General features: G+C 40.9%; 14 protein-coding genes and 2 pseudogenes. 15 read left to right on the top strand and 1 reads right to left on the bottom strand.

Annotation, left to right across the window (positions count from 1 at the left end; all coding sequences use genetic code 11):
• Positions 1-90 precede the first annotated feature (90 nt).
• The 10 genes and pseudogenes from V7K79_RS17180 to V7K79_RS17135 all read left to right on the top strand — a co-directional run.
• Positions 91-444: pseudogene (locus V7K79_RS17180) on the top strand (transposase); the annotation flags it as partial.
• Between the two features lie 262 nt (positions 445-706).
• Positions 707-4,345 (top strand): two-partner secretion domain-containing protein, encoded by a 3,639-nt coding sequence (locus tag V7K79_RS17175; protein ID WP_335049210.1) that lies wholly within the window; start codon positions 707-709, stop codon positions 4,343-4,345.
• Positions 4,342-6,093 carry a ShlB/FhaC/HecB family hemolysin secretion/activation protein gene (locus V7K79_RS17170; RefSeq protein ID WP_335049209.1) on the top strand — a complete coding sequence of 584 codons (1,752 nt, stop codon included), beginning with the start codon at positions 4,342-4,344 and terminating at the stop codon, positions 6,091-6,093. The genes V7K79_RS17175 and V7K79_RS17170 overlap by 4 nt, the downstream gene beginning before the upstream one ends.
• On the top strand, positions 6,045-8,726 hold the full coding sequence (locus tag V7K79_RS17165; protein ID WP_335049208.1) for a CHAT domain-containing protein: 2,682 nt from the start codon (positions 6,045-6,047) through the stop codon (positions 8,724-8,726). Before V7K79_RS17170 ends, V7K79_RS17165 begins: the two co-directional genes overlap by 49 nt.
• A gap of 198 nt (positions 8,727-8,924) precedes the next feature.
• On the top strand, positions 8,925-12,065 hold the full coding sequence (locus tag V7K79_RS17160; protein ID WP_335049207.1) for a TIR domain-containing protein: 3,141 nt from the start codon (positions 8,925-8,927) through the stop codon (positions 12,063-12,065).
• A 35-nt stretch (positions 12,066-12,100) separates the two neighbouring features.
• The gene (locus V7K79_RS17155) at positions 12,101-12,865 is read left to right on the top strand and encodes a DUF928 domain-containing protein (RefSeq protein ID WP_335049206.1); all 765 of its coding nucleotides are present in this window, start codon (positions 12,101-12,103) and stop codon (positions 12,863-12,865) included.
• Between the two features lie 45 nt (positions 12,866-12,910).
• A complete protein-coding gene (locus tag V7K79_RS17150; protein ID WP_335049205.1) occupies positions 12,911-13,648 on the top strand; it encodes a hypothetical protein in 738 nt (245 codons plus the stop codon).
• Positions 13,649-13,788: 140 nt separating this feature from the next.
• On the top strand, positions 13,789-15,183 hold the full coding sequence (locus V7K79_RS17145) for a DUF4231 domain-containing protein (RefSeq protein ID WP_335049204.1): 1,395 nt from the start codon (positions 13,789-13,791) through the stop codon (positions 15,181-15,183).
• A gap of 109 nt (positions 15,184-15,292) precedes the next feature.
• A complete protein-coding gene (locus tag V7K79_RS17140; RefSeq protein WP_335049203.1) occupies positions 15,293-15,628 on the top strand; it encodes a hypothetical protein in 336 nt (111 codons plus the stop codon).
• A 144-nt stretch (positions 15,629-15,772) separates the two neighbouring features.
• Complete coding sequence (locus V7K79_RS17135; protein ID WP_335049202.1) at positions 15,773-17,116, top strand: hypothetical protein; 1,344 nt, start codon at positions 15,773-15,775, stop codon at positions 17,114-17,116.
• A 480-nt stretch (positions 17,117-17,596) separates the two neighbouring features.
• Here the strand turns inward: V7K79_RS17135 and V7K79_RS17130 are convergent, their stop codons facing one another.
• Positions 17,597-17,725, bottom strand: coding sequence for a hypothetical protein (locus V7K79_RS17130; RefSeq protein WP_335049201.1), 129 nt, complete (start codon positions 17,723-17,725; stop codon positions 17,597-17,599).
• A 346-nt stretch (positions 17,726-18,071) separates the two neighbouring features.
• Here V7K79_RS17130 and V7K79_RS17125 point away from each other — a divergent pair, with 346 nt between their 5' ends.
• The 5 genes and pseudogenes from V7K79_RS17125 to V7K79_RS17105 form a co-directional block, all read left to right on the top strand.
• Positions 18,072-20,558, top strand: a complete 2,487-nt coding sequence (locus V7K79_RS17125) for a sigma-70 family RNA polymerase sigma factor (protein ID WP_335049200.1) — start codon at positions 18,072-18,074, stop codon at positions 20,556-20,558.
• A 172-nt stretch (positions 20,559-20,730) separates the two neighbouring features.
• Positions 20,731-20,934, top strand: a complete 204-nt coding sequence (locus V7K79_RS17120; RefSeq protein ID WP_335049199.1) for a hypothetical protein — start codon at positions 20,731-20,733, stop codon at positions 20,932-20,934.
• The gene (locus V7K79_RS17115; RefSeq protein ID WP_335049198.1) at positions 20,906-21,463 is read left to right on the top strand and encodes a hypothetical protein; all 558 of its coding nucleotides are present in this window, start codon (positions 20,906-20,908) and stop codon (positions 21,461-21,463) included. Before V7K79_RS17120 ends, V7K79_RS17115 begins: the two co-directional genes overlap by 29 nt.
• Positions 21,464-21,559: 96 nt before the next feature.
• Positions 21,560-21,739 (top strand): hypothetical protein, encoded by a 180-nt coding sequence (locus tag V7K79_RS17110; protein WP_335049197.1) that lies wholly within the window; start codon positions 21,560-21,562, stop codon positions 21,737-21,739.
• A gap of 63 nt (positions 21,740-21,802) precedes the next feature.
• Positions 21,803-22,077 (top strand): annotated as a pseudogene (locus V7K79_RS17105) (transposase); the annotation flags it as partial.
• Positions 22,078-22,096: the final 19 nt, after the last annotated feature.

Here is a 22,096-nt window from a genome sequence, read left to right as displayed (position 1 = left end):
GCTGCAATGAATCAATTTAAACCCTCTTATGCTTCTGGATGATTTAGCTCCTAAACTACTTGCTTATTCCGGAAAGTGACAGAAGAGGGATATTTCAAGCGTGATGATGGCAAGTATGAAAAACGCTTTGTCTTGTCTACTAAAGCTCTCAAACTCAGCACCATTTCTTGGTGGGGTAAACGACGATGGCAGATAGAGGGTTGGTTTAAAACTGCCAAACACCGTTTCGGTTTACACCGTTTTGGACAAGGAACACTCTTAGGCGTTTACCGTTGGTTGATACTGTCTTTGATCTCCTACATCTTAACCCATTGGGCTTACTTATCTACAACGATTGCATCTACAAATTTACCCAATTGGGGACAAGCCGCAGAAATTGCATTCCAAATTATCTTTCCACAATTAGTGCTGTTACTTCTTTTACAAGACATTGAACATCTGAGATACTTGGCACTTAGTCATGGAATTGACATCCAAATTTTCAGGTGCAAGATATAAGTAGTGCCATTTCAGAATCGCCTCTGACCTGATAAATACCAAAAAAGTATACATTAATCTAAAAAAATCAGTATGTAAATTCTTGACAAAGTGTAGTGTATAACTTTTAATTGGTAACAACTTATGCTTAGTCTTTAAGTAAAATAACTTTAAATCCATAGTGAATAACAGCAGGAACTTTACTCAGTCCCAAGCTGGATTGTTCCTTTTGCTAGGAACCATAATCCCAATAGCTTTAGTATCGATATTGACTAGCAATGCTTGCCTAGCGCAAATTATACCTGACACCACATTGGGAAATAAAAGCTCCCACGTTACGGCTGGTGTCAACATTAAAGGAAATGGGGCTGACTTAATTGAAGGTGGTGTCCAAAGAGGAAGCAACCTTTATCATAGTTTTGCAGATTTTAATGTCAACAATGGGCAGAGGGTATATTTTGCTAACCCCACAGGCGTTGCTAATATTTTGAGTCGAGTTACTGGCAGTAACCTTTCTAATATTTTGGGGACTTTGGGCGTAAATGGTGCAGCTAATTTATTTTTGCTCAATCCCAAGGGTATTATTTTTGGGCCAAATGCCCAGTTAGATATTCAAGGTTCATTCCTGGCTACCACAGCTAACAGTTTTCAGTTTCCTGATGGTAGTGAATTTAGTGCTACTAATCCCCAAGCGCCACCATTATTAACAATGAGTATACCAGTGGGTGTGCAATATGGTTCGCAGCAGCCTGCAAGTATTACCAATCAAGGGAATTTGGTAGCAGGAAAGGATTTAACACTGAATGCAGGAAATCTGGATTTACAGGGAACAATCCAAGCTAGTAGGAATTTAACATTACAGGCAAAGAACAATTTAGAAGTTAGAGATAGCGCAAGTAATCCTTTTATTGCGGCGGCGGGTGGGAATTTGCTGGTGCAAGGTAATCAGAAAGTAGATATTTCTGCTTTAAATCACCCAGATAGTGGCTTTTTCTCTGGTGGTGATATGGTATTGCAGTCTGAAAATACCATTGGCGGCGATGCACATTTTTGGGCTGGGGGTAATTTTAGAATCGAACAGTTGAACGGCGATTTAGGTAATCTGTTAAGTCCTGAAGATCCTGTAATTCGTGCTATTGGGGATGTGAGTTTTGATAGCTATGAAGGTGCATCTTTGCATATTTTGGCGGGTGGGAGTGTCAATATTGCTGGTAACGTTGATATCACTGGTGTAGATAGCACAGGCAATTCTCTTGAAGAAAACGTCACGCTATCGGATGGCACAACAAAAATAAATATTGATGGTAGTCAAACACCAACTCTAGACATTAGAGCAGGGGTTGATTCTAATTATATTGGTACTCCAAAATTTACACCCAATCTGCCTATTGGATTGAATTTACAAAATCCTATGACAACCAGTACTCCAACAAATGCAAATATTAGCATTCAAGGTGAGATTTATAATACTTCAGGCACTCAATCTAAGAGTGGAGAGATATTAATAACTAATCAGTACTATCCCAATAGATTAGCGGGTGATATTACAACTGGAGTGATTAGCACTTATGGCGATGTCGCTGTTGATTCGCGGACTGATATTACAACTAATGGGGGTATTGATACTAGTATTAATACTGAATTTATTGAACAAAATAACTTTGTTGGAAAAAATATAACAGCAGGTAGTATTAGGCTATTAGCCAATCAAAACATCTTAATTAGTAATGGAAGTCATCTGCTTTCTAATACGAAAGACGTTCTAAATGGAAATGGCGGTGATATTTACCTCAACAGTCAGCAAGGAAAAATTGATATAAACGCAGATATTATATCTAAAGCTAACAATGGAGTTGCTGGAAGTGTCAAGGTTCAAGCTGCTGGCGATATTCGTCTTTTTAATAAAATAGAAAGTACTAGTAACAGTGAGTCAGATGCAGAGAATTCTATCAACATTAATTCTACCGAAGGTTCAGTTTATTTAGATGGTTCTATACTAGATAGCACTAACAATTACAAGGATTCAGGATCAGCAGGAGATATCACAATTAATGCTAGTGACCAAATATCTATTCTCAATGGCAGCAAGATATTTAGTCAGGGAAATTATGGAAAGATATTTATTGGTAAAAAATATAATGATACATATACACCTAGAAACATTGTTATTGATAATAAATCTGAAGTAAATACGAATAATAGTGGTTCTGGTGTTGCAGGAGATATCACAATTAATGCTAGTGACCAAATATCTATTCTCAATGGCAGCAAGATATTTAGCAAAGGGTATTTAGGCGTAATCGACATTTCTACAGGCAATTTGTTTCTGAATCAGCAGTCTGAAATCAATACTAATAGTAATGGTTCAGGATCAGCAGGAAATATCACAATTAATGCTAGTGACCAAGTATCTGTTCTCAACGCTAGTAAGATATTTAGTCAGGGAAATTATGGTTTTATTAATATCACCACAGGCAGCTTGTCTTTGACTAATGGCGCTCAGATTAACTCCAGTCTGACTGGTGAAGGAAACAAAGTTGGCTATATTTATATTGAGGCAAAGGATAGTTTATTACTTCAGGGCAATCCGAGACTAGGGGACACAGACGTTAATCAGACTGGTATTTTCACTCAAATTAGCCAACAAGGTAAATTGTCTTCCTCCGATGACAAAGGAAACATTACCTTAAAGACAGATAAGCTAATAATCAGCGATGGTGCTCGCTTGTCGGCAGATACCTATGGAAAAGGAGATGCAGGCGATATTACAGTCGATGCACAACAAATTGAGCTAAAGAATCAAGGACGAATTATCAGCGTTGTTAGAGAGAAGGCGGATGGTAATAGTGGAAATATTGAACTGAAGAGTCGTACTCTTTCTATCAAAGATGATGCACGCATCTCTGTGAGCAATCAAGGCACAGGTAATGCTGGTAATGTCACAATTAATGCTGACAACTCAGTGTTCCTGGAACAAAAGGGTCGGATTTCTAGTAGTGTCAGAAGTACAGCAACAGGTAAAGGTGGAAATATTAATATTGGCACTAACTTCTTGACTGCTGACGGAGGAATAATAGAAGCTCAGAATCAAGGTCAAGGAGATGGTGGCAACATTGTGATTAAAACACAGAATTTGCTACTCCGTCACCAAAGCAAAATTTCTGCTACCGCAGGTTCGATAACTAATCCTGGTAATGGCGGTAACATCGAGATTGATGCCAAGGATGGATTTGTTGTAGCAGTGCCATCGGAAGATAGCAATATTATTGCCAATGCCTTTGGGGGTAAGGGTGGCAGGATTGAGATTACTGCTAACCGCATTCTAGGATTTCAAAACCAGAAAAATTTGAGTTCAGAACAACTGAGGAAGCTTGACAACAATGACATCAGCGACATCAGTGCCAGTTCCGATGTGGGTCAAAATGGAGAAGTATCGCTTAATACTCTCAGTATTGACCCTACTCAGGGACTAGTGCAATTACCGACAAATCTAGTAGACACTTCTAGATTAATTGCCCAAGGCTGCGGTAGCAAAAGCAACGTTGCTAAAGGACGAAGTGAGTTTGTAATTACTGGACGTGGCGGACTACCTCCCAGTCCTGATGATCCTCTCAAGCTTGGGTTTATTTTACCAGAATGGGTAATAAATAATACTAATAGCATTAGTAATAATTCTGTAAATATGCCTGAGACAAATTTAACGCAATTATCATCAAATACTGCCGATACCTTAGTAGAAGCAGTGGGTATGGTACGCAGTGCGAATGGAGATATTGTTTTAACTGCTCAACCAACAACGGCTACTGGGCTACAGTCGGGGCTATCTAGTCAGGTTTGTGGTGTTGTGCAAAGGAATGTTAAACAATGAAATGCTTAGAGGGTAGGCGATCGCCTAATCCATATCAATACTATTTAACTAAGGTCTATATATTATTTCTGCCGACAGGGTTAATTCTCGGCTTTTATCCACAACCCTTAGCGGCTCAAGAGGTTCCCATTGAGGTAAAACCGCCTTCAATACAACCATTACCCCAACCACAACCTCTACCAGAACTACCACCTCCAGAACAGCTACTACCCACTACACCCCAGTCACCAATTCAACCAGATATTAATCCTCAAACGTTAGGGGAAAGGTTGATTGTAGAACGGTTTGAATTTGTGGGGAACACAGTTTTTAACGAGAAAGAACTGGCGAATGTGACGGCTGCTTACCTCAAACGTCCAATTACCTTTAATGACTTACTCCAACTACGTTCACAACTGACGAAGTTATATATAGATAGAGGCTATGTGACCTCTGGAGTAATTATTCCCCCCCAAACTGTGAAAGGCGGGGTAGTGGTAATGCAGGCGGTAGAAGGAAGTATAGAAAAGATAAATGTTACAGGTACGCGCCGCCTCAACCCCAACTATATACGCGATCGCCTAGCAATTGCTGCTGATAAACCACTATCGCGCGATCGCCTACTTGCAGGACTGCAACTATTGCAACTAGATCCTTTAATTAAAAACATATCTACAGATTTACAAGCCGGCATTCGTCCGGGTACGAATATATTAGAAGTTAAAGTTACTGAAGCCGATACTTTTAGCACTCAACTAGTCTTAGATAACCAACGCAGTCCGAGTGTGGGAAGTTTTCGCCGGCGCATCAATCTTAGCGAAGCCGATTTATTAGGGCTAGGAGACGGTTTAAGTGTTGGTTACACCAATACTGATGGTAGTAATGGCTTTGATGTGAGCTATAGCCTACCAGTCAATCCGCGTAACGGTAAGCTGATTTTTAGCTATGGCAATACTAATAGTAATGTTATAGAGCGTCCTTTTAACTCTTTGGATATCAATTCTAAATTGAAATACTACGAGTTAACCTTTCGTCAACCTCTTGTCCAAACTTCCAGCCAAGAGTTCACTTTCGGAATTACCGCCAGCCATCAAGCAAGTCAAACATTTTTAGGTTATAACGACATCGGGGCTTTTCCTTTAGCGGTTGGTGCTGATGACAAAGGAAACACGAGGGTTTCTGCGATCCGATTTTTTCAAGAATGGACTCAACGCAGTAGCCAACAAGTAATAGCAGCGCGATCGCAATTTAGTTTCGGCTTGGGTATTTTAGGAGCCACAATCAATAAAGATGAACCCGATAGCCGCTTTTTTCTCTGGCGAGGACAAGCCCAATGGCTGTGCCAACTAGCACCCGACACCTTAGTGCTGCTACAAACTGATATGCAGTTAGCCGATAGAAAACTGTTAGGACTGGAGCAAATTGGTATCGGCGGACAAACAACTGTGCGCGGATACCGTCAGGATCAATTGTTAACAGATAACGGTGTGCAAGCAACAGCAGAAATTCGCTTCCCAATTGCGCGAGTTTCTCAAGGAGTCTTGCAACTCACGCCTTTTATAGATATAGGTACAGGCTGGAATAATGGCGGCTCAAATCCCCGTAATAACACTTTAATCAGTACGGGAATTGGCTTGCTGTGGCGACAGGGTAATAATTTTACTGCGCGTTTAGATTGGGGTATTCCGCTAACATCAGTTGATTCTCAAAAGGGTAAAACATGGCAAGAAAATGGTTTGTATTTCTCTGTTATCTATACACCTTTTTAACTTGGGGATGGATGGTAAGAGTGAAAAAATTGGCGGGGAAACAACGCCAAAAATTCTGGTATGGAGTTTTGGCTTGTCTGACAACTTTACTATGTATATTCGTTTCGCCTGTAGTGGCTGGTGATACAGGAAGTCAAGGGTTGACTGCATCTGTGGTTGCTTCTTCTCAAGAGCAAGCAGCTAAAAATCTTTATCTGACGGGGCGATTTGCAGAAGCAGTAAAGTTATTACAGCAAGCTTACCAAAGAAGTGGCGATCAAGTAGAAAAGACGGTGATTCTGAGTAATTTGGCTCTCAACTTGCACCAATTAGGGCGCATTGATGAAGCAACTGGGGCAATAGAGGAAGCGATCGCTATCTTACAAAAGATTCCCAAATCATCACAACACCTACCAGTTTGGGCGCAAGTTTGGGATGTCAAAGGTAATTTGGAACTAGCAAAGGGTAAAGCCGAAGCCGCTTTGTCATCTTGGGAAACAGCCGCATCACTCTACCAACAATTAAAAGATAGCAATAGGGCTATCCTTGCCCAAATTAACCAAGCACAAGCATTGCAAGCTTTAGGACTCTATCGCCGAGAAATTTCTCTACTCCAGAATTTGACAACGGATCTGCAAAAACAACCAGACTCCCTCGCTAAGGCCGCTAGTTTTCGCAACTTGGGTGAGGCGCTGGTGCTGGCTGGTGATCTCCAGCAGGCACAAAAACATTTACAAGAGAGTCTAAAGATTGCCCAAAAACTGCGATCGCCAGAAACCATTGCTACAATTTACTTGAGTTTGGGTAATCTCGCTTATATTCCTGGTAGCAGCACAAAACAAAAAAAGACTGCTCTGGCTTATTACGAAAAAGCAGCTATTTCATCAACTACTGCGACTAGCAAAATTCCTGCCCAACTTAACCTTTTACGCTTGTTAATTGAGTTGGAACAATGGTCAGCAGCTCAAGCATTATATCCCGAAATTCAAAGTCAAATTGCTAATTTGCCGCTTGGGCGTTCGGCGATTTACGCTCAAGTAAATTTGGCTCAACGCCTTCTAGAAATAAGGCAAAAATTCCCCGCTCCTAACCCAGAAACAATTGGTAAAATCCTAACTGTGGCACGTCAGCAGGCACAACAATTGCAAGATGTACGCTCAGAGTCTTTTGTATTAGGTAATCTGGGACATCTATATGAATTATCTCAACAATGGTCTATAGCCCAAGATTTGACTAAACAGGCGCTAAATTTGTCACAGTCGATTCAAGCACCAGATATCGCTTATCGTTGGTATTGGCAACTGGGACGTATTCTTTGCCAAGGTAAACCCCAATGTAATCAGGAAGGAGATATTACAGAAGCGATCGCTGCTTATACCCAAGCATTTAATACTCTACAAAATATCCGTAGCGATTTGATTGCTACGAATAGAAATGTGCAATTTTCTTTTCGGGAAACGGTAGAACCTGTGTATCGTCGTTTAGTAGATTTATTACTTCAATCATCAGTACCAAGCCAAGAGAATCTGATACAGGCTCGTAATGTCATTGAGGCACTGCAAGTGGCGAAATTACAAAACTATTTACAGCAAGCCTGTGAAGATACAAAATTAGCACTCGACAAGGTGATTGACTCTCAAGACCAAACATCGGCTGTTATCTATGCAATTATTTTGAATGACCGTTTAGAAGTTATCCTTAAGCGACCTAATCAAAAACTTAGTCATTATGCTACCCTACCGGAACAGAAAATAGGGGAAGTTGTCAGCCGACTATATGAAAATCTGCAAGAAGAGGGGAGTTATGAACAAGTACAACAGGATGGTCTAAAAGTCTATAACTGGTTGATTCAACCAATAGAAAAAGAGCTAAAGGCGAGCACAATCAAGAATTTGATTTTTGTCTTGGATGGCCCTTTAAGAAAAATTCCTATGGCTAGTCTCTATGATGGGCAGCAGTATCTAGTAGAAAAATATTCTGTCTCCTTAGCTTTGGGCTTACAAGTACGTGAACCAAAGCCTTTACACAGAGAGACTATGAAAATTTTAGCAGCTAGCTTGACTGAACCACCGAAGAATCAAGAAATTTCCGGCTTTTCTCGATTAGCAAATGTTTCAGTCGAAGTCAAGGAAATCAAGAAGACAGGATTAGCAGTGAATTGGATTGCTGACCAAGAATTTACCACAAAAAACTTTAATAAAAAGCTGAATACTTCTAATTTTGAAGTAGTACATTTAGCCACCCACGGTCTATTTGGTGAAAATCGAGAAAACACTTTTGTGGTGACAGCAGATGGAAAGTTGAAGATAGATGACTTTGATCAATTGTTTAGTAACCAAAAACAAAATCGCAAGCAGAAAATAGACTTACTCGTTCTCAGCGCTTGCCAAACAGCTACAGGTAACGACCAAGAAGTGATGGGTATTGCTGGAACTATTGTCCAAGCTGGGGCTAGTAGTGCGATCGCCAGTTTGTGGGATCTAGACGATGAAGCCAGCGTTCCCTTCATTAAAGCATTTTACCAGCATTTAGGACAACCCAATATCAGCAGAGCCGAAGCCCTGCGTTTAGCACAGCAATCTCTACTCAAAAACCCCAAATATGACCACCCTCGTTATTGGGCCCCCTATGTTTTAGTTGGTAGTTGGCTTTGATATCAATCTCCAGAAATTGTGTATTAAATTTATAAACTCGACTTTTTTTTACGTATTATCACTACATTTTACCGACAAATTTTTATTTACAGTGTATCAGATAGCAGTTATACAGGCGATCGCCATCGGCTAAAGTCAGTGGTTTTGATTTTGAACGTGATCTCAAACAATTAATAAAAACAAGTATTAATATTTAAGATGAATAACTTTAAAAATACCTTTATTTCTTATGGAAGAGCGGATAGCAAAACCTTTGCAACTAAGCTGCATCAGCGACTTCTAGAAGTAGAGTTAGACATTTGGTTCGACCAAAATGATATCCCTTTAGGTGTTGACTTTCAAAATCAAATAGATGATGGAATTGAGAAAGCTAACAATTTTCTGTTTATCATTGCACCCCACTCAATTAACTCCCCCTATTGCGGTAAAGAAATAGAGTTAGCACTCCGCCGTAATAAACGTATTATTCCCTTGCTGCACATAGAACAAATTACCCAGGAAACTTGGCAAAAACGCAATCCTGGACGGGACGCTAGTGAATGGGAACAATATAAAGCCAAGGGATTGCACTCTAGTTTTCCTAATATGCACCCAGCTATTGGCAAGATTAACTGGGTATACTTCCGTGAAGGTATAGATGACTTTGAGAAATCCTTTGCAGGACTGCTAGAGCTATTTTCCCGTCATCAAGATTATGTGCATCAACACACCTACTTATTAGCCAAAGCCTTGGAGTGGGAGCGACAGCAACAAAACTCACAATACCTGTTAATCGGTAACGAGCGGATACAGGCTGAAAACTGGTTAAAAATTCGCTTTAAAGATGAGCAACCACCATGTGAACCAACAGATTTACACTGTGCTTTTATATGTCAGAGTAAAAAAAATGCTAACAACCTGATGGCTCAAGTGTTCCTCTCTTACTCAGAAAAAGAGAGGGCATTTATGGAAAAAATTGCCAAAATCTTGATGCGTGAAAGCTTCACAGTTTGGATAAACAAAACAGATATTCAGTCTGGCACGGATTTTGTTGAGTCAATTTATCGAGGTATTGAAGAAGCAGACAATTTGGTGTTTCTGATGTCACCAGCTTCTTTGCAATCAGAATATTGCCAAATGGAACTGTCTCATGCTTTCTCTTTTAAAAAACGAATTATCCCTGTGTTAATTGAACAAGTAGACATAGAGCAGATTCCCATTGAACTACGCACTTTACAGTTCATCGATTTGACAGAGCCACAACAGCAAGAAGCCAATATTGACAAGCTAATTAACGTTCTGACTCAAGATACGGCTTACTACGAGCAGCATAAAATCTTATTAGTCCAAGCTCTGAAGTGGGAACGACAAAAACGCAATTCTAGTATTCTGTTGCGGGGTTATAATCTTCGACAGGCGGAAGCTTGGTTAAAAATAGCTCAACAAAAAACACAACATTTGCCTATACCTTTGCAAGTAGAGTTCATCAGCGAAAGCCTCAAACAACCGCCTCTGATAGCACTAGATGTATTTATTTCCTACTCTCTGGCTGATTCTGATTTCGCCCGCAAGCTCAACGATACATTACAAATTCAAAACAAGACTACTTGGTTTGACCAAGAAAGTATTGCCTCTGGTACTGACTTTGAGCAAGAGATTTATAAAGGGATAGAAAGCGCCAACAACTTCCTATTTATTATTTCACCAGACTCTATCAATTCAGCCCAATGCAAGACTGAGGTAGAGTATGCGATGAGTTTGTATAAGCGAATTGTTACTGTTTTGTATCGGGAAATTAATACTGGGGAGCTTTTTCCAGAATTGGCAAAGGTGCAGTGGATTGATTTTTGCCAGCATAGTGCAGACTTTTTGACCAAATTTGGAGAATTAACGAGAACATTAGATGCAGATCCAGACTACGTGCGATCGCACACTCGGCTTTTCCTCAAGGCCAAAGAATGGAAAGATGCTAAAGGTGACGATAGTTTTTTGCTGCGGGGTAAAGATTTAGTCGCTTCTGAAGACTGGTTGAAGCAGTCTGTTGACAAACAACCAGCCCCCACCAATTTACAATTAGAATATCTTGCCGCCAGTCGCGCTCTTCCCTATCGCAAAATCAAGCCCCGCACTGTGCTGCTGACTAGTTTGGCTGTGACAACGCTCATATTTATTGCTAGGTTTCTCGGACTCATCCAGCCTTTAGAACTAGCAGCTTATGACCAGATGATGTCCTTACACCCGGATGAACCAAAGGACGAACGATTTTTAATGGTCGATGTTGATCCCCAAAGTCTGGAAAAGTTGAATGAAAGTGGAAGATATCCGGGTGGTAGAGGTTCTATTCCTGATGCGGCTCTAGACGATTTACTCAAAAATCTTTCCCAACATCAACCTAGTATGATTGGGTTAGATTTTATACGTGATTTTCCCGCTGAGGGTAGCCTAAAACAACGTTTGCAGCAAACGAAAAACTTCATTTCGGTCTGTAAAAACAGTTATGAAAATAATCGGGGTGAAAAAATTCTTGGCTTTAAACACGCACCAGAAGTCCCACTAGAGCAAGTTGGTTTTAGTGACTTGGTTGATGATGATGCTAAAGGTGGTCGCTATGTGCGCCGACAATACTTGATGCAAAAGCCAGACCTTAAATATTGCCAGACAAGGGAAGCTTTGAGTCTAGTAATTGCTCGTCGCTACCTCCAAGCCCAAGATCAGTCTTTCACCTCTCCTCTAAACCTCCAGAGCAAACAATATGACCAGCCTATGCAGTTTGGTAAAACCGTGATTCCCCAACTACTGGGACTGGGAGGTGGCTACCAAAACATGGATAATCAGCTTCAAGGTTATCAAACACTGCTCAAATATCGTACCTTTGGCGGCGATCCTAATAATTTCGCGCCTAGAGTCAATATTTTGGAAGTTTTGGACAATAAAGTTTCTGCTGAACAAATTAAAAATCGAATTGTGCTGATTGGCTTTACTGACAGGCAAAACAGACAAGCTGATTACTGGAGTACACCCTATGGTGACGTTGCTGGAGTAACGTTGCATGGGCAAATGATCAGTCAGATCCTAAGTGCGACCTTAAATAATCGCTCGCTCATCTGGTGGTGGCCTTTTGGTTATGAAACAATCTGGATGTTTAGTTGGGCTTTGGTAAGTGGTCTTATGTGTTGGCGATTTAACCGGAATCTTTATATAGGTATAGCTGTAGTAGGTTCTACTGGAACTTTATACATTATATGTTCTGTAATTTTGGTGAGTCAAAGCGGTTGGATACCCTTTATTCCAGCAGTTTTGGCATTAATAGTAACTGGAGCAACAGTATTATACTTGACTGACAAGCTCCGTAAAAGTTAAATCAACAAATTAACAAACTAAGAGGTAATTACAAAATGCTCCGTCCCCAATTATCAATTCGACAGTCAACTGTTTTGATCTGCTCTGTGACAACTGCTGTTTATGTGAATTTTTTGTCCCCTATTTTGATTGACAAAGCTCAAGCACAGAATGTCTTTGAGCGTATTGGACAGATGTTTAATAGTTCTAGAGGCGAGGGAAATGCTTCTGGACGTTCACGAGGAGGAGCAACGCGATCGCAATGCTCTCAAGTAGGTACGGACAACCTGCTTGCTTTAGTTCCTCAGAACAATGGAGGTTTGACTACTCAAGAGTACCCCCAATTCTGGTTTTATTTACCTTTTGGTGGTGATTCCCAGTCACCTCCAGCCAAATTTAGATTATTGGATGAACAGAGACAGTCTGTTTTGACAAAGCCATTGCTGTTATCTTTACCAGAAAAAAAAGGCATCGTCAGTATTAGTTTACCCGCTACCGAAAAAGCATTATTAGTAGGCAAAAAATACTATTGGTACTTCAATATTAGTTGTGTTAACCCTCAAGGACGTAATACAAATATCAGCGTTAATGGCTGGATTGAACGAGTTGAAGCTAGTTCTGAGATAGTAAAAAATATACAACAATCAAGAAATCAACAGCAGTACATTCCTTATGCAGAACATAATATTTGGTATGAAACTGTTGGTCAATTAGCCCAAAACCGTGTTGTTTATCAGCAAGAATGGACTGATCTATTATCACTTTTTCAGCTGAAGGAATTTGCTAACTCCCCTATTTATGAACTCAAGATGAAAAAGTAAAAAGTAAGAGCGTTCAATCGACAATATACGAATTAATTTAATGTCATGGAAAAATTTTTCAGCTTGAGTTTCAATGAAGGGCAGACAGCAAAAGCCGCTACAGTATCCGAAGCAGGAGAATTGTCTGATGCCCTTGAGCAAATGGGGCTGGTTGGTTACCGTCCGATTTTAGTCATCGTTGGTGGTGCAAGTCAGATCAGCGAAGCGGACTTTGTGCGTATTCAAAGCTTGTTTGTGGAAGTATTAGCCCCAATAGCGCAACGTTTAGGAGCATATATTGTCGATGGTGGTACAGATGCAGGAGTAATGCAATTGATAGGTAATGCTCGTCATCAAATCAATGCTCAATTTCCGCTGATTGGAGTAGCGCCTACAGGAAAAGTCATTCTACCCAATCAGACTGAATCTACTGATGATGCTGTACCTTTAGAACCACATCATACTCATTTTATCCTAGTCCCTGGCAATAATTGGGGTGATGAATCTCCTTGGATAGTACAAGTAGCAACCATGCTAGCTGGCGGCGCATCTTCAATAACAGTGCTGATAAATGGTGGAGAAATTACCTTTCTTGACGCTTTTAACAGCGTCATCGCCGGACGTTTGGTGATGGTAATAGCAGGTAGTGGTAGAACAGCCGATAAACTTGTCTGTGCATTAAATGGAGAACCTACAGATGAACGTGCTGAAAAATTAGCTGCTTCCGGTAAGTTGCAAACCATTGATTTAGAAGCGGGTTGGGAAAAGTTAACTCACACAATTACACATTTACTTTCTACTTAATCTATCTTGAGGAGTCAACAATGGCAAAAAAGATGCATATCAAGAATTTTTAAAGCAAGAGTGCCAAGTGTGGAAACTACTGATGAGTAAGCAATATTTTTATGTAAGTATAGCTAGAAGCTTTTGAGAAATTTAAAATTATGGCTAAGAAAGAAAACTATAGTCAATATATTAAACAGACTTTCTCTGGACTGATTGACCGACTCGACTTGTCAGACTTACGAAAAGACTTTCTAAAAAATCGCTGGCTCGACCAACTCATGTGGCTGGAGGGACGAGCCACCAAAGAACGCAATGCTCATCACAACCTTAGAATGATTACTATCATTGGCGGGGTAATTGTCCCGGCACTAATTGGTTTTCAGAAGGGGAACCAGAAGTGGCAAGAAGTTGTTGGCTGGTCAGCTTTCGGTTTAAGTCAGGTAGTAGCCGTTTCTGCTGCGGTTGAAGAGTTTTTTGGTCATGGTGAGAAATACCGCAGCTATCGTAATACTGCCGAAGGCTTGAAAATTGAGGGGTGGCAGTTTTTCCAAATGGCTGGCCCTTATCGTCAATTTAATACCCATTCTGATGCCTACACCATTTTTGCTGAACGCGTCGAACAGTATATTCAGCAAGATTTACAGGGCTTTATTTCCCAGTTAACAGAACGACAAGAGGGAAGCAATAAGCAGACACAAGAAACAGTCACAAAGAATGCTGAACTTGCCCTAGAAAAGCTCAATGAGCAGTTACAGTTACGGGCACAGTATGAGACCCAACTTAAGGAACTAGAAGTTGAGAAGCAGCGTGTCCAAGCCGAAAGGCAGCAGTTGGAAAAAGAGAGTGATGACGATAAACTAGCACTTCAGGCAGCCCAAGTAGACTCAGATAAGCAATCTGACTTAAGTCCTATTAGCAATTCATGGCAAGAAGACGAAGAAGATCGTGACAGCACTAGCTTAAACGCTGATTCAGTACAGTATCTCAGTGCTAGCGAGATTCTAGCTAAAATTAAGAGCAATCCTATAATCAGGAACGGTATAGCAGCAAACCAGCTTACCGAAACTAAACAAGTCTCCACAAGTCTACCTATGTGTGGAGTTGAGTTAATTAAATATTATGAAGGTCGTTATCTCAAAGCATACCCCGATCCTTTAAGCGGAGGGAAACCAATCACAATCGGCTACGGTTCGACGAGGAAACGTGACGGTAGTCCGTGGTGCCTTGGAGAGAGTATTTCTGAACAAGAATGTCATGATCTGTTGATTTATCAGTTGGAAACAAGTTACTTACCCGATTTAATGAAAATACCTTGCTGGAGCGAACTTAACCCTCACCAACAAGGTGCCTTACTCAGCTTTGGCTACAACTTGGGAAGTAAATTTTACGGTACCCCTAATTTTGAGTCAATGACTAGAGTCTTAAAGAATGGTGATTGGGCTAATATCCGCGAAACTTTCATCAAGTATCGCAATCCTGGAACAAATGTTGAGCAAGGACTTAGGAAACGAAGAGAAGCTGAAGCTGAACTATTCCTCAAATCCTATCCCTAATGATTTAACATTGAAAGTTTGAGGAATTAAGTTAGCGTAAACAGTAAAAACCCCCAATCAATCTGCTTCAGAATACAAAAAATAAACATACTCACCGCAGGACACAATTATGATTCGTAACAGTAAAAAGTATTCGATTGACGTAGACAAAATGGGGCAAGATGTTACGGTTAGCATTTCTTTAGAAATAGAAATGAGTCCTGAGCTAATCGATCTGGTGTTGCGTGACTTAAGAAGCGATGCCAGAGACTGTAATGAAGCCCGCATCCTGACTGAAATAATCCGTGACCCTATAATCATCTATAGCCTCTGCCAACGCATAGAACAGGTTAAAAACCAAAACATTAGATATCAAGAAACCCAGCATGAAGACATAAGTAATCAACAGCTAATGAATCCAAATTGGAACTTAAACACAGCAAGCTATACTTCAAATGACTCATAGTTGGACTTTTTTAAAGCGGATACAAATGTTGCGTGTTTAAGCTTTTGGCAATTATTGAAAAGTAAAGCTCTAAGCCGTTTTTAACATAACAAAATTTTGCCGTTCCTTACTTATCTATGAACAGTTACAAGAAAATATCACAAAATGGCTAATATTGTATTTCTTGAAGAAAAATATACAGAACTATGGCAAGGCTGTAAGGTGCAATCAAATCTCTTGCCAGAGTTAGAAAAAATTGCTGAGAAGCTGTATTACGATCGCGGCTTTTACGAAAAAATCGAGTGGTACTATCCCAACTTACCTTGGTATTGGGCAGGAATCTTACACGCTAAAACGGATTTTCAGAGTTCTACGCAATTATTCGATCAAATCACGCACAAGCTGAGTAAGATTCAGGGCGAACAGATACCAGCAAAGCTCTCAGCTCGCTTATTTGCCTTCGATGCCTGCAACGACTTCCAGGGCAAAGATAGCCAGGGAATTACGCCGTTTGTTTGGGCTGGGACTAATCACACCAAAACTATTGATTCGGCTGCTGGTTGTGCGGCAATTTTGTACTTTCTGCAAGCGATAGGACTCAAAGATGACCAGACCGAGCAGGGGCTGTTTAATCTCAAAGTGACTTCTGACTCGGTGTTTAAAAGCTGCTCATTGCCCTCCAATAAGCTCGAAGCATCAGAAAAAACTACTGTCAAAGCAGGGAGACAGTTAGAAATTACCGAGGTGGCGATCGCAGACGCTCACCATCTCCGAATTATGCTCAAGGCTCCAGTCCTGAATCGGCACATTTGGTTTATCTATGGTGGACATATCCAGATTGACGGCTGCAAAATCGCAACAGTCCCGACGAAGCCTAAAACTCTAGAAGAGAAAATCGTTGCCTATTGCCAAAAGAAGGGTTACAAAATTAACAAAGAACCTGGATACAAGAATATTATCTATATCGAAGGCATGAATCCGGACGGAACGCTCAATGACAACGCCCTCAATGTCTGGAACGACCTCCGCATCGTGATTGAGTTTAAAGACGGCAAGCCTAAAATGATTGGCTGTTGGGAAGCCACAACAAACCCTGGTAAGTACTATACGTACAATCCCTTGAACGCCAAAGGTGCGGCAATTATTGCCTTTGGGCAATACACCGCATGGCAGATAGGAAGTCACGGACAGTCTTGCCCTCATGAAGCTCTTGTACAAACTGGTGGTTCGGTCACTGTCCATCGCGATGCAGATCGTTCAGGCACCCGCGATAAAGGCGACTCTATAGACTCAGGTTCTTTTGGCATTAATCAACATTGGGGAGGTGATAACCCTAAGTCCGACGTAGGAAGATGGAGCGCTGGCTGTCAAGTAGGTAGGACAAAACAGGGACATCGTGAGTTCATGGTTATCGTTAAGTCAGACCCACGCTACCAAGCTAATCGTAGTTTCACCTTCACTAGTACCATTATTGACGGCAAAGACCTGTTAGCACAGTTCCCTGCATGAATTACGCAAGCAATTGCAAACCGCTTAACCCATAAGTGTTTCGGCTTTTCTTAGTGCCATTTGATCGTAAGCTTTTGTCGTTGGATTGTGCAGGTGGTGTTACGACCAGAGCAAACCTAGAGCTTCATGCTGCTAAAAAGCTGCACATTATTTAATTTATACCCCTCCCAAACTCTCCTCAAGAGGGGATGTACCGCAAGCGATGAGTTATTTCTATGCGTCTTCATCTAAAAATGGTATCAAAACGTTAAAAAAACTCTTGACAAGCATTTATCTCAGGTTATAAATGATTTATCAATCAAAAATGAGGCTAATAAATAGCAAAAACTAAGTAAATTGGCATAATAAAACCAAACTGTATAAAGAAAGAGAAACTGGGCTAAAACCTTTTTCCCTCCTGCCTTATCCCAATGACAAATTTTTCTGCCAATCTACTTATCTCATTAATCAGTAATCCCTTAAATTGCTATTTAGGATTTGCTAAAACATTGTTTCGTGTTCGCGTAGCTTGAGACTTTCACAACTCAGATAACCAAATGGTTGATGTGGCTGGGGATGGATTGATGGATATCCTGTTGGTGGAACGCGATCGCCTGCGAATTTATCCATCTCGAAGGGAAAAAAGTTATGGCACGAAGAAAACGTGAAAGCTCGTCGATTTGGGTGTTGGGGGTAGGCTGAGTGTGTTTAAGACAATTAAATTTTAGTTGCGTCAAGAGTTCAACATTTTCTTAATTCCCCACACCCCAATACCTGCAACCCTACACCCTTTCATCCAGTACTTATATCTGGGGTTTGCACTTAACAAGCGTGCCATTCGATTTTTGGGGGGTTAGGTTTGAGAGAAATTGATGTTAATAATCATACTTTTCAAACATCCTCTAAGAGCTAAAGCGAGCCTGTTATCAAACACAGGCTGCTTTTAAGCAAAGTTTTGTGCCGGACACTAATAAGCATGAAATTAGATTCTCAAACATCTATCATTTTAAAACAGAGCACTCTCGCCTTAAATATACGGTCAATTTTTTGGCAGCAATGGCAACAATATCAAGATTATCTTTATCGTTGCTGCGTCAAGTGGATGGGTGGAAACCCAACGGATGCTGAAGATGCGCTCAGTCGGGCAATGCTGAAAGCTTGGGAAAAGCTGCAAAAGTATGGGGGGGAAATTACTAATTTTAAAGCTTGGCTGACAACGCTGGCTCATAATCTCTGCGTGGATATTCATCGAGAACGCAGTCGGGGCGCCAATAGAGTTGAGGATATAGATACGATTCCAGAAGAACAAGGGCTGGTTTCCTTTGACGATACACCCCTAAGCGCTTTGGAGATAGGTGAGAAAAAGATTGTTATTCATGGTGCGATCGCTAATTTATCGACAAGGCTGCGCGAGACGTTTATCCTGCACTTTTATCAAGAACTATCTTATCCAGAGATTGCCCAACAGCAAGATATATCCTACCAGAATGTCTGCAAACGCATTTCGCAGGCACGGGCTATTCTGCGTGAGGAGTTGAGGGGATATTTTATCGAGGAGGATGGGACGGATATGGAGTTATCGGTTCCACCGACGGCAACGGAGTCGGCAATTGGAGAAATGTCCGAGGGGAATGCGGCAGTTGAAGCGATCGCAGGCAAGACAGCGACATTATCTGAAGCAGTAGAGGAAGTGGGGAGTGTTGGGGGTGAGGAAGTGCTTGATGTGCAACAGTCTGAGTCGGTGATGGTTGCGGCGACTTGTAAGGAGAAGTTAGAGGTAAGGGGTAATGGGTGTCGGTGTATTGAGGCGACGCTGTGTGAATTGCTGCTAGCACCGATTTTGGCTAATGCACAATTTGATGAAAAAACTGGACATTGGGGGAATTTCTGTCTGGCGGTGCTGAGGAAGCAACAGCATCAGGTGAGGAAAGTTGCGGGAGAATTTGTGCGATCGTTCCGCTCTCTTGTCTTGAAAAATGATTCATCTGTCATGAGTGGAATTACACTATTTCAGTACTTTGAATTCATAAAAGGCAGCTTCCAAATCAAAAAATCAGAATTTATCTCTGGTAATCGTCTTAAGTACAACAGCAAATTTTCATCATTAGTGCTGAGAGGAAAATCAGTGGTATTAATTACTGGAGATGCTGCAATTCAGGCAGCAGGAATGACCAAAGAACACGCTCGCGCTTTTCAAGAAATCGCTGACGCATTTACTTGTATTATTATGTCGCGATCGGTCAATCTTGATTGTACGGGTTTGATTGACGAAGGTTACGCAAGCAAAGGATTTAAAGTCAAAGCAAAATCTTGCAATTGGGGGCCCACGGCTGGTTTTGTTCTAGCCGATCCGCGTTTGACTAAACTTGGGCCTTTAGCAGAAGACAAGGAAAAAGATGAAATTGTTAAAGCTTTTAAAGAAGGGGCTGCTAAAACAAAAGTTTTGATTTCTGATTTGCGGCTAAAATATTTGCTTGACCGGGGAAAACTGTACTTTAATGCAATTGATACCAAATTTGAAAATTTGGTTAACAAAACACCAGGATTTTACTTTGACTGCTATGGAATTGTCAAATATCTAGAAGAAAAGACCGAAAAGAATTTTGCTTTGCAGTTTCGTTTGAAAAGGGAACAAGTTAAATTAAAATCTGGCAATTCGCCGTTGATGTGGGCTGTCTATTATGCTCCAGGTGCAGAAGGTGTAGTTTGGGATAGCAACAACCAATACAAAAAGATTAAATCGACAGAACAAGATTTAATCCCAGTGTTAGCCATGACGAATCCAACTCAAGTTGAAAGTCATCGAGGAGAAAAAGACTTAGAAGAATATCAAAGAGCATTGACAGGGGATTACGATTTATTTGCTGTTCTGCCTGTGGATGCAGATAAACTTACAGATAGTGAAAAAGCATCTTTGCAGGATAAATGCAACTTTTACGATAAAAACGGCTGGGATTTACGGTACGTAAAAATTGGCATTACCAACAATGATAAACATCTGTTAAAAAATGAAAATAAGAATTTGGGTAATATTACCGTGCGTTTGAGAGTTTTAATAGAAGGCTTGAACTCGAAAATGCAACAGTATGATAAGTATAAGGGCAGAAACATGATTCATCACAGCGATGAAGCAGGCCGTCCGTTCGAGCCAGAGTTAGAGTTTCCGGTAATTGCTTTCGTCCCTGCAATCCTAAAGAATTTCTTTGATTTGAAAAAGATCCTGCCTAACGCTGACACTAGCTATTTACAAAATACAATATTTGCCGTTCCATCAGGGCCAGAGCTAGCTAATTTATTTGTAGCTGCTCGTGCCAAATTTGCTGTGATGGTTAATACTTCTTGGAGTAAGGCTTTAGCAAAGATGAAAGGCGATGCAATCTTACAAGGTTTTGAAGTTCCTGCCTGGACTGATGCAGAAAGAGCGCAAGGGGATGAGTTTTTGGTTATAAAGTTTGGGAAATAGTAGTTTAATAGCGAGTTTGATCGCTTTTTAGTTCAAGTTGAAAGGAAAAGTGCGATCGCGGCTGGTGGAATTTGGGGAAGAGAGGGTGCGATCACCTCTTTTTTGCTGATCGCGCTCATCTCATAGGGGGCATCAAGTTAGAAAAAAAGCCTCTACTTGAAAAATTCAGTAAGTGGCTTTAGGAATCGTCTTACTTGCAAGCGCCGAGAAGCAAGGAAATCTGACAAATGAGACAGCCAGCGATGATGGTAGGTACATTACTGCGAGGAATCTCGAAGACCGCGTTATTCAGCGTCCAAAATGCCAGCTAAAACAGCAAACCAAGAAAAAAAAGGAAGAGGGAAGTAATGATCGCAATCAAAATAATTTCACATAGTGACGATTTTACGCACAGCATAATGGTAAAAAATATCACAGACACCTTCTCTCATGCAATAGAGCAAAAATCGATGGGAACGGTAGAAGTTGAGGATTATAAGGTTAGTCCAAACAAAGACCCAATAACATTCACCAAGTCTAAAATAAAAGACAAAGAACCGACTCTCATCTTTTTAGAAGCGAATCTCGGATACAGTGGCAAGCAAGAAGTTACATTCTTAAAGGAATTCTTCCAGGAATATAAGGATAGCAAGTTCATCTTATATTCCTCGACAAAAATCACAAAAAAAACGACGAGTCAAAACCTAGGAGAATTACTGGGTAAGGACTATGTAGACCAGGTGACGAATGTCATAGGAGTGTTATATAAACCGTTCACTATGATAGATTTACGAGACATAGTGTATACGGAGGAAATGAACAACTGGATGGCAGATAATGGAGTGGGCATAAACGCAGAGGGGAGGGGAGTGAACAAAGTGCCAACCTTCGAGAACAAACGAATGGAGGATATAAAGTTGAAATGAAGAAGATATAACAACCTCCTCATAAGCAGTCGAAAAACAAAAAACGAAGGACTCAGCAAACTGTTCCACTGTCACCCGCGCCACCCCCAATCCTTGGTGTGCGAACTGATACCCCAGCGATCGCTTTTCTTGATTGGGGTAGGCGATCGCTTTTTAGTTGAGATGGAGATGGAGGGGTGCGATCGCTTTTTAGTTCAAATTGAAAGCAAGAGTGCGATCGCACAGCCACTCATACGTCGCCTCAATAACCTCATCGCCGATGACTTGTTCGATTAACCTCATTCGATTCCCAGAGAGTCAGACAAAAAGATGGGTTGACGAACTCCGAGGTGATCGCTTCCAAAACAGTTCAGATTTGAACAGCCAAAGTCCCTCCCAGTCGTAGTTAATTTCAACGGTGGACAGGTAACATCCGATGCACCGATTTTGCTTAATTGCTGAAATAGACAGAAAACTGCAAATCACATCACAGTTTGCACAATGTTTCCAAGATTACCGCCAGCCTTTCTCGTATTGACCATTCAATAGAAAACTTAATTAGACAACGAATCTATGGGTTGGTCATGGGATACGAAGACTTAAATGACCATGAAGAATTACGTCATGATCCGATGCTGAAGGGGCGACAAAAAC

Origin of the sequence: Nostoc sp., assembly GCF_036917575.1 — a bacterium.
GTDB lineage: Bacteria > Cyanobacteriota > Cyanobacteriia > Cyanobacteriales > Nostocaceae > Nostoc.
This window is presented reverse-complemented; position numbering and strand designations above follow the sequence as displayed.

Excerpts from the sequence above, each read along its gene's own strand:
- V7K79_RS17135 (WP_335049202.1), top strand. The coding sequence starts at position 15,773 with ATGGCTAATATTGTATTTCTTGAAGAAAAATATACAGAACTATGGCAA.
- V7K79_RS17130 (WP_335049201.1), bottom strand. The coding sequence starts at position 17,725 with ATGGATAAATTCGCAGGCGATCGCGTTCCACCAACAGGATATCCATCA.
- V7K79_RS17115 (WP_335049198.1), top strand. The coding sequence starts at position 20,906 with ATGATCGCAATCAAAATAATTTCACATAGTGACGATTTTACGCACAGC.
- V7K79_RS17165 (WP_335049208.1), top strand. The coding sequence starts at position 6,045 with ATGGCAAGAAAATGGTTTGTATTTCTCTGTTATCTATACACCTTTTTA.
- V7K79_RS17145 (WP_335049204.1), top strand. The coding sequence starts at position 13,789 with ATGGCTAAGAAAGAAAACTATAGTCAATATATTAAACAGACTTTCTCT.
- V7K79_RS17155 (WP_335049206.1), top strand. The coding sequence starts at position 12,101 with ATGCTCCGTCCCCAATTATCAATTCGACAGTCAACTGTTTTGATCTGC.
- V7K79_RS17140 (WP_335049203.1), top strand. The coding sequence starts at position 15,293 with ATGATTCGTAACAGTAAAAAGTATTCGATTGACGTAGACAAAATGGGG.
- V7K79_RS17125 (WP_335049200.1), top strand. The coding sequence starts at position 18,072 with ATGAAATTAGATTCTCAAACATCTATCATTTTAAAACAGAGCACTCTC.
- V7K79_RS17160 (WP_335049207.1), top strand. The coding sequence starts at position 8,925 with ATGAATAACTTTAAAAATACCTTTATTTCTTATGGAAGAGCGGATAGC.
- V7K79_RS17150 (WP_335049205.1), top strand. The coding sequence starts at position 12,911 with ATGGAAAAATTTTTCAGCTTGAGTTTCAATGAAGGGCAGACAGCAAAA.
- V7K79_RS17170 (WP_335049209.1), top strand. The coding sequence starts at position 4,342 with ATGAAATGCTTAGAGGGTAGGCGATCGCCTAATCCATATCAATACTAT.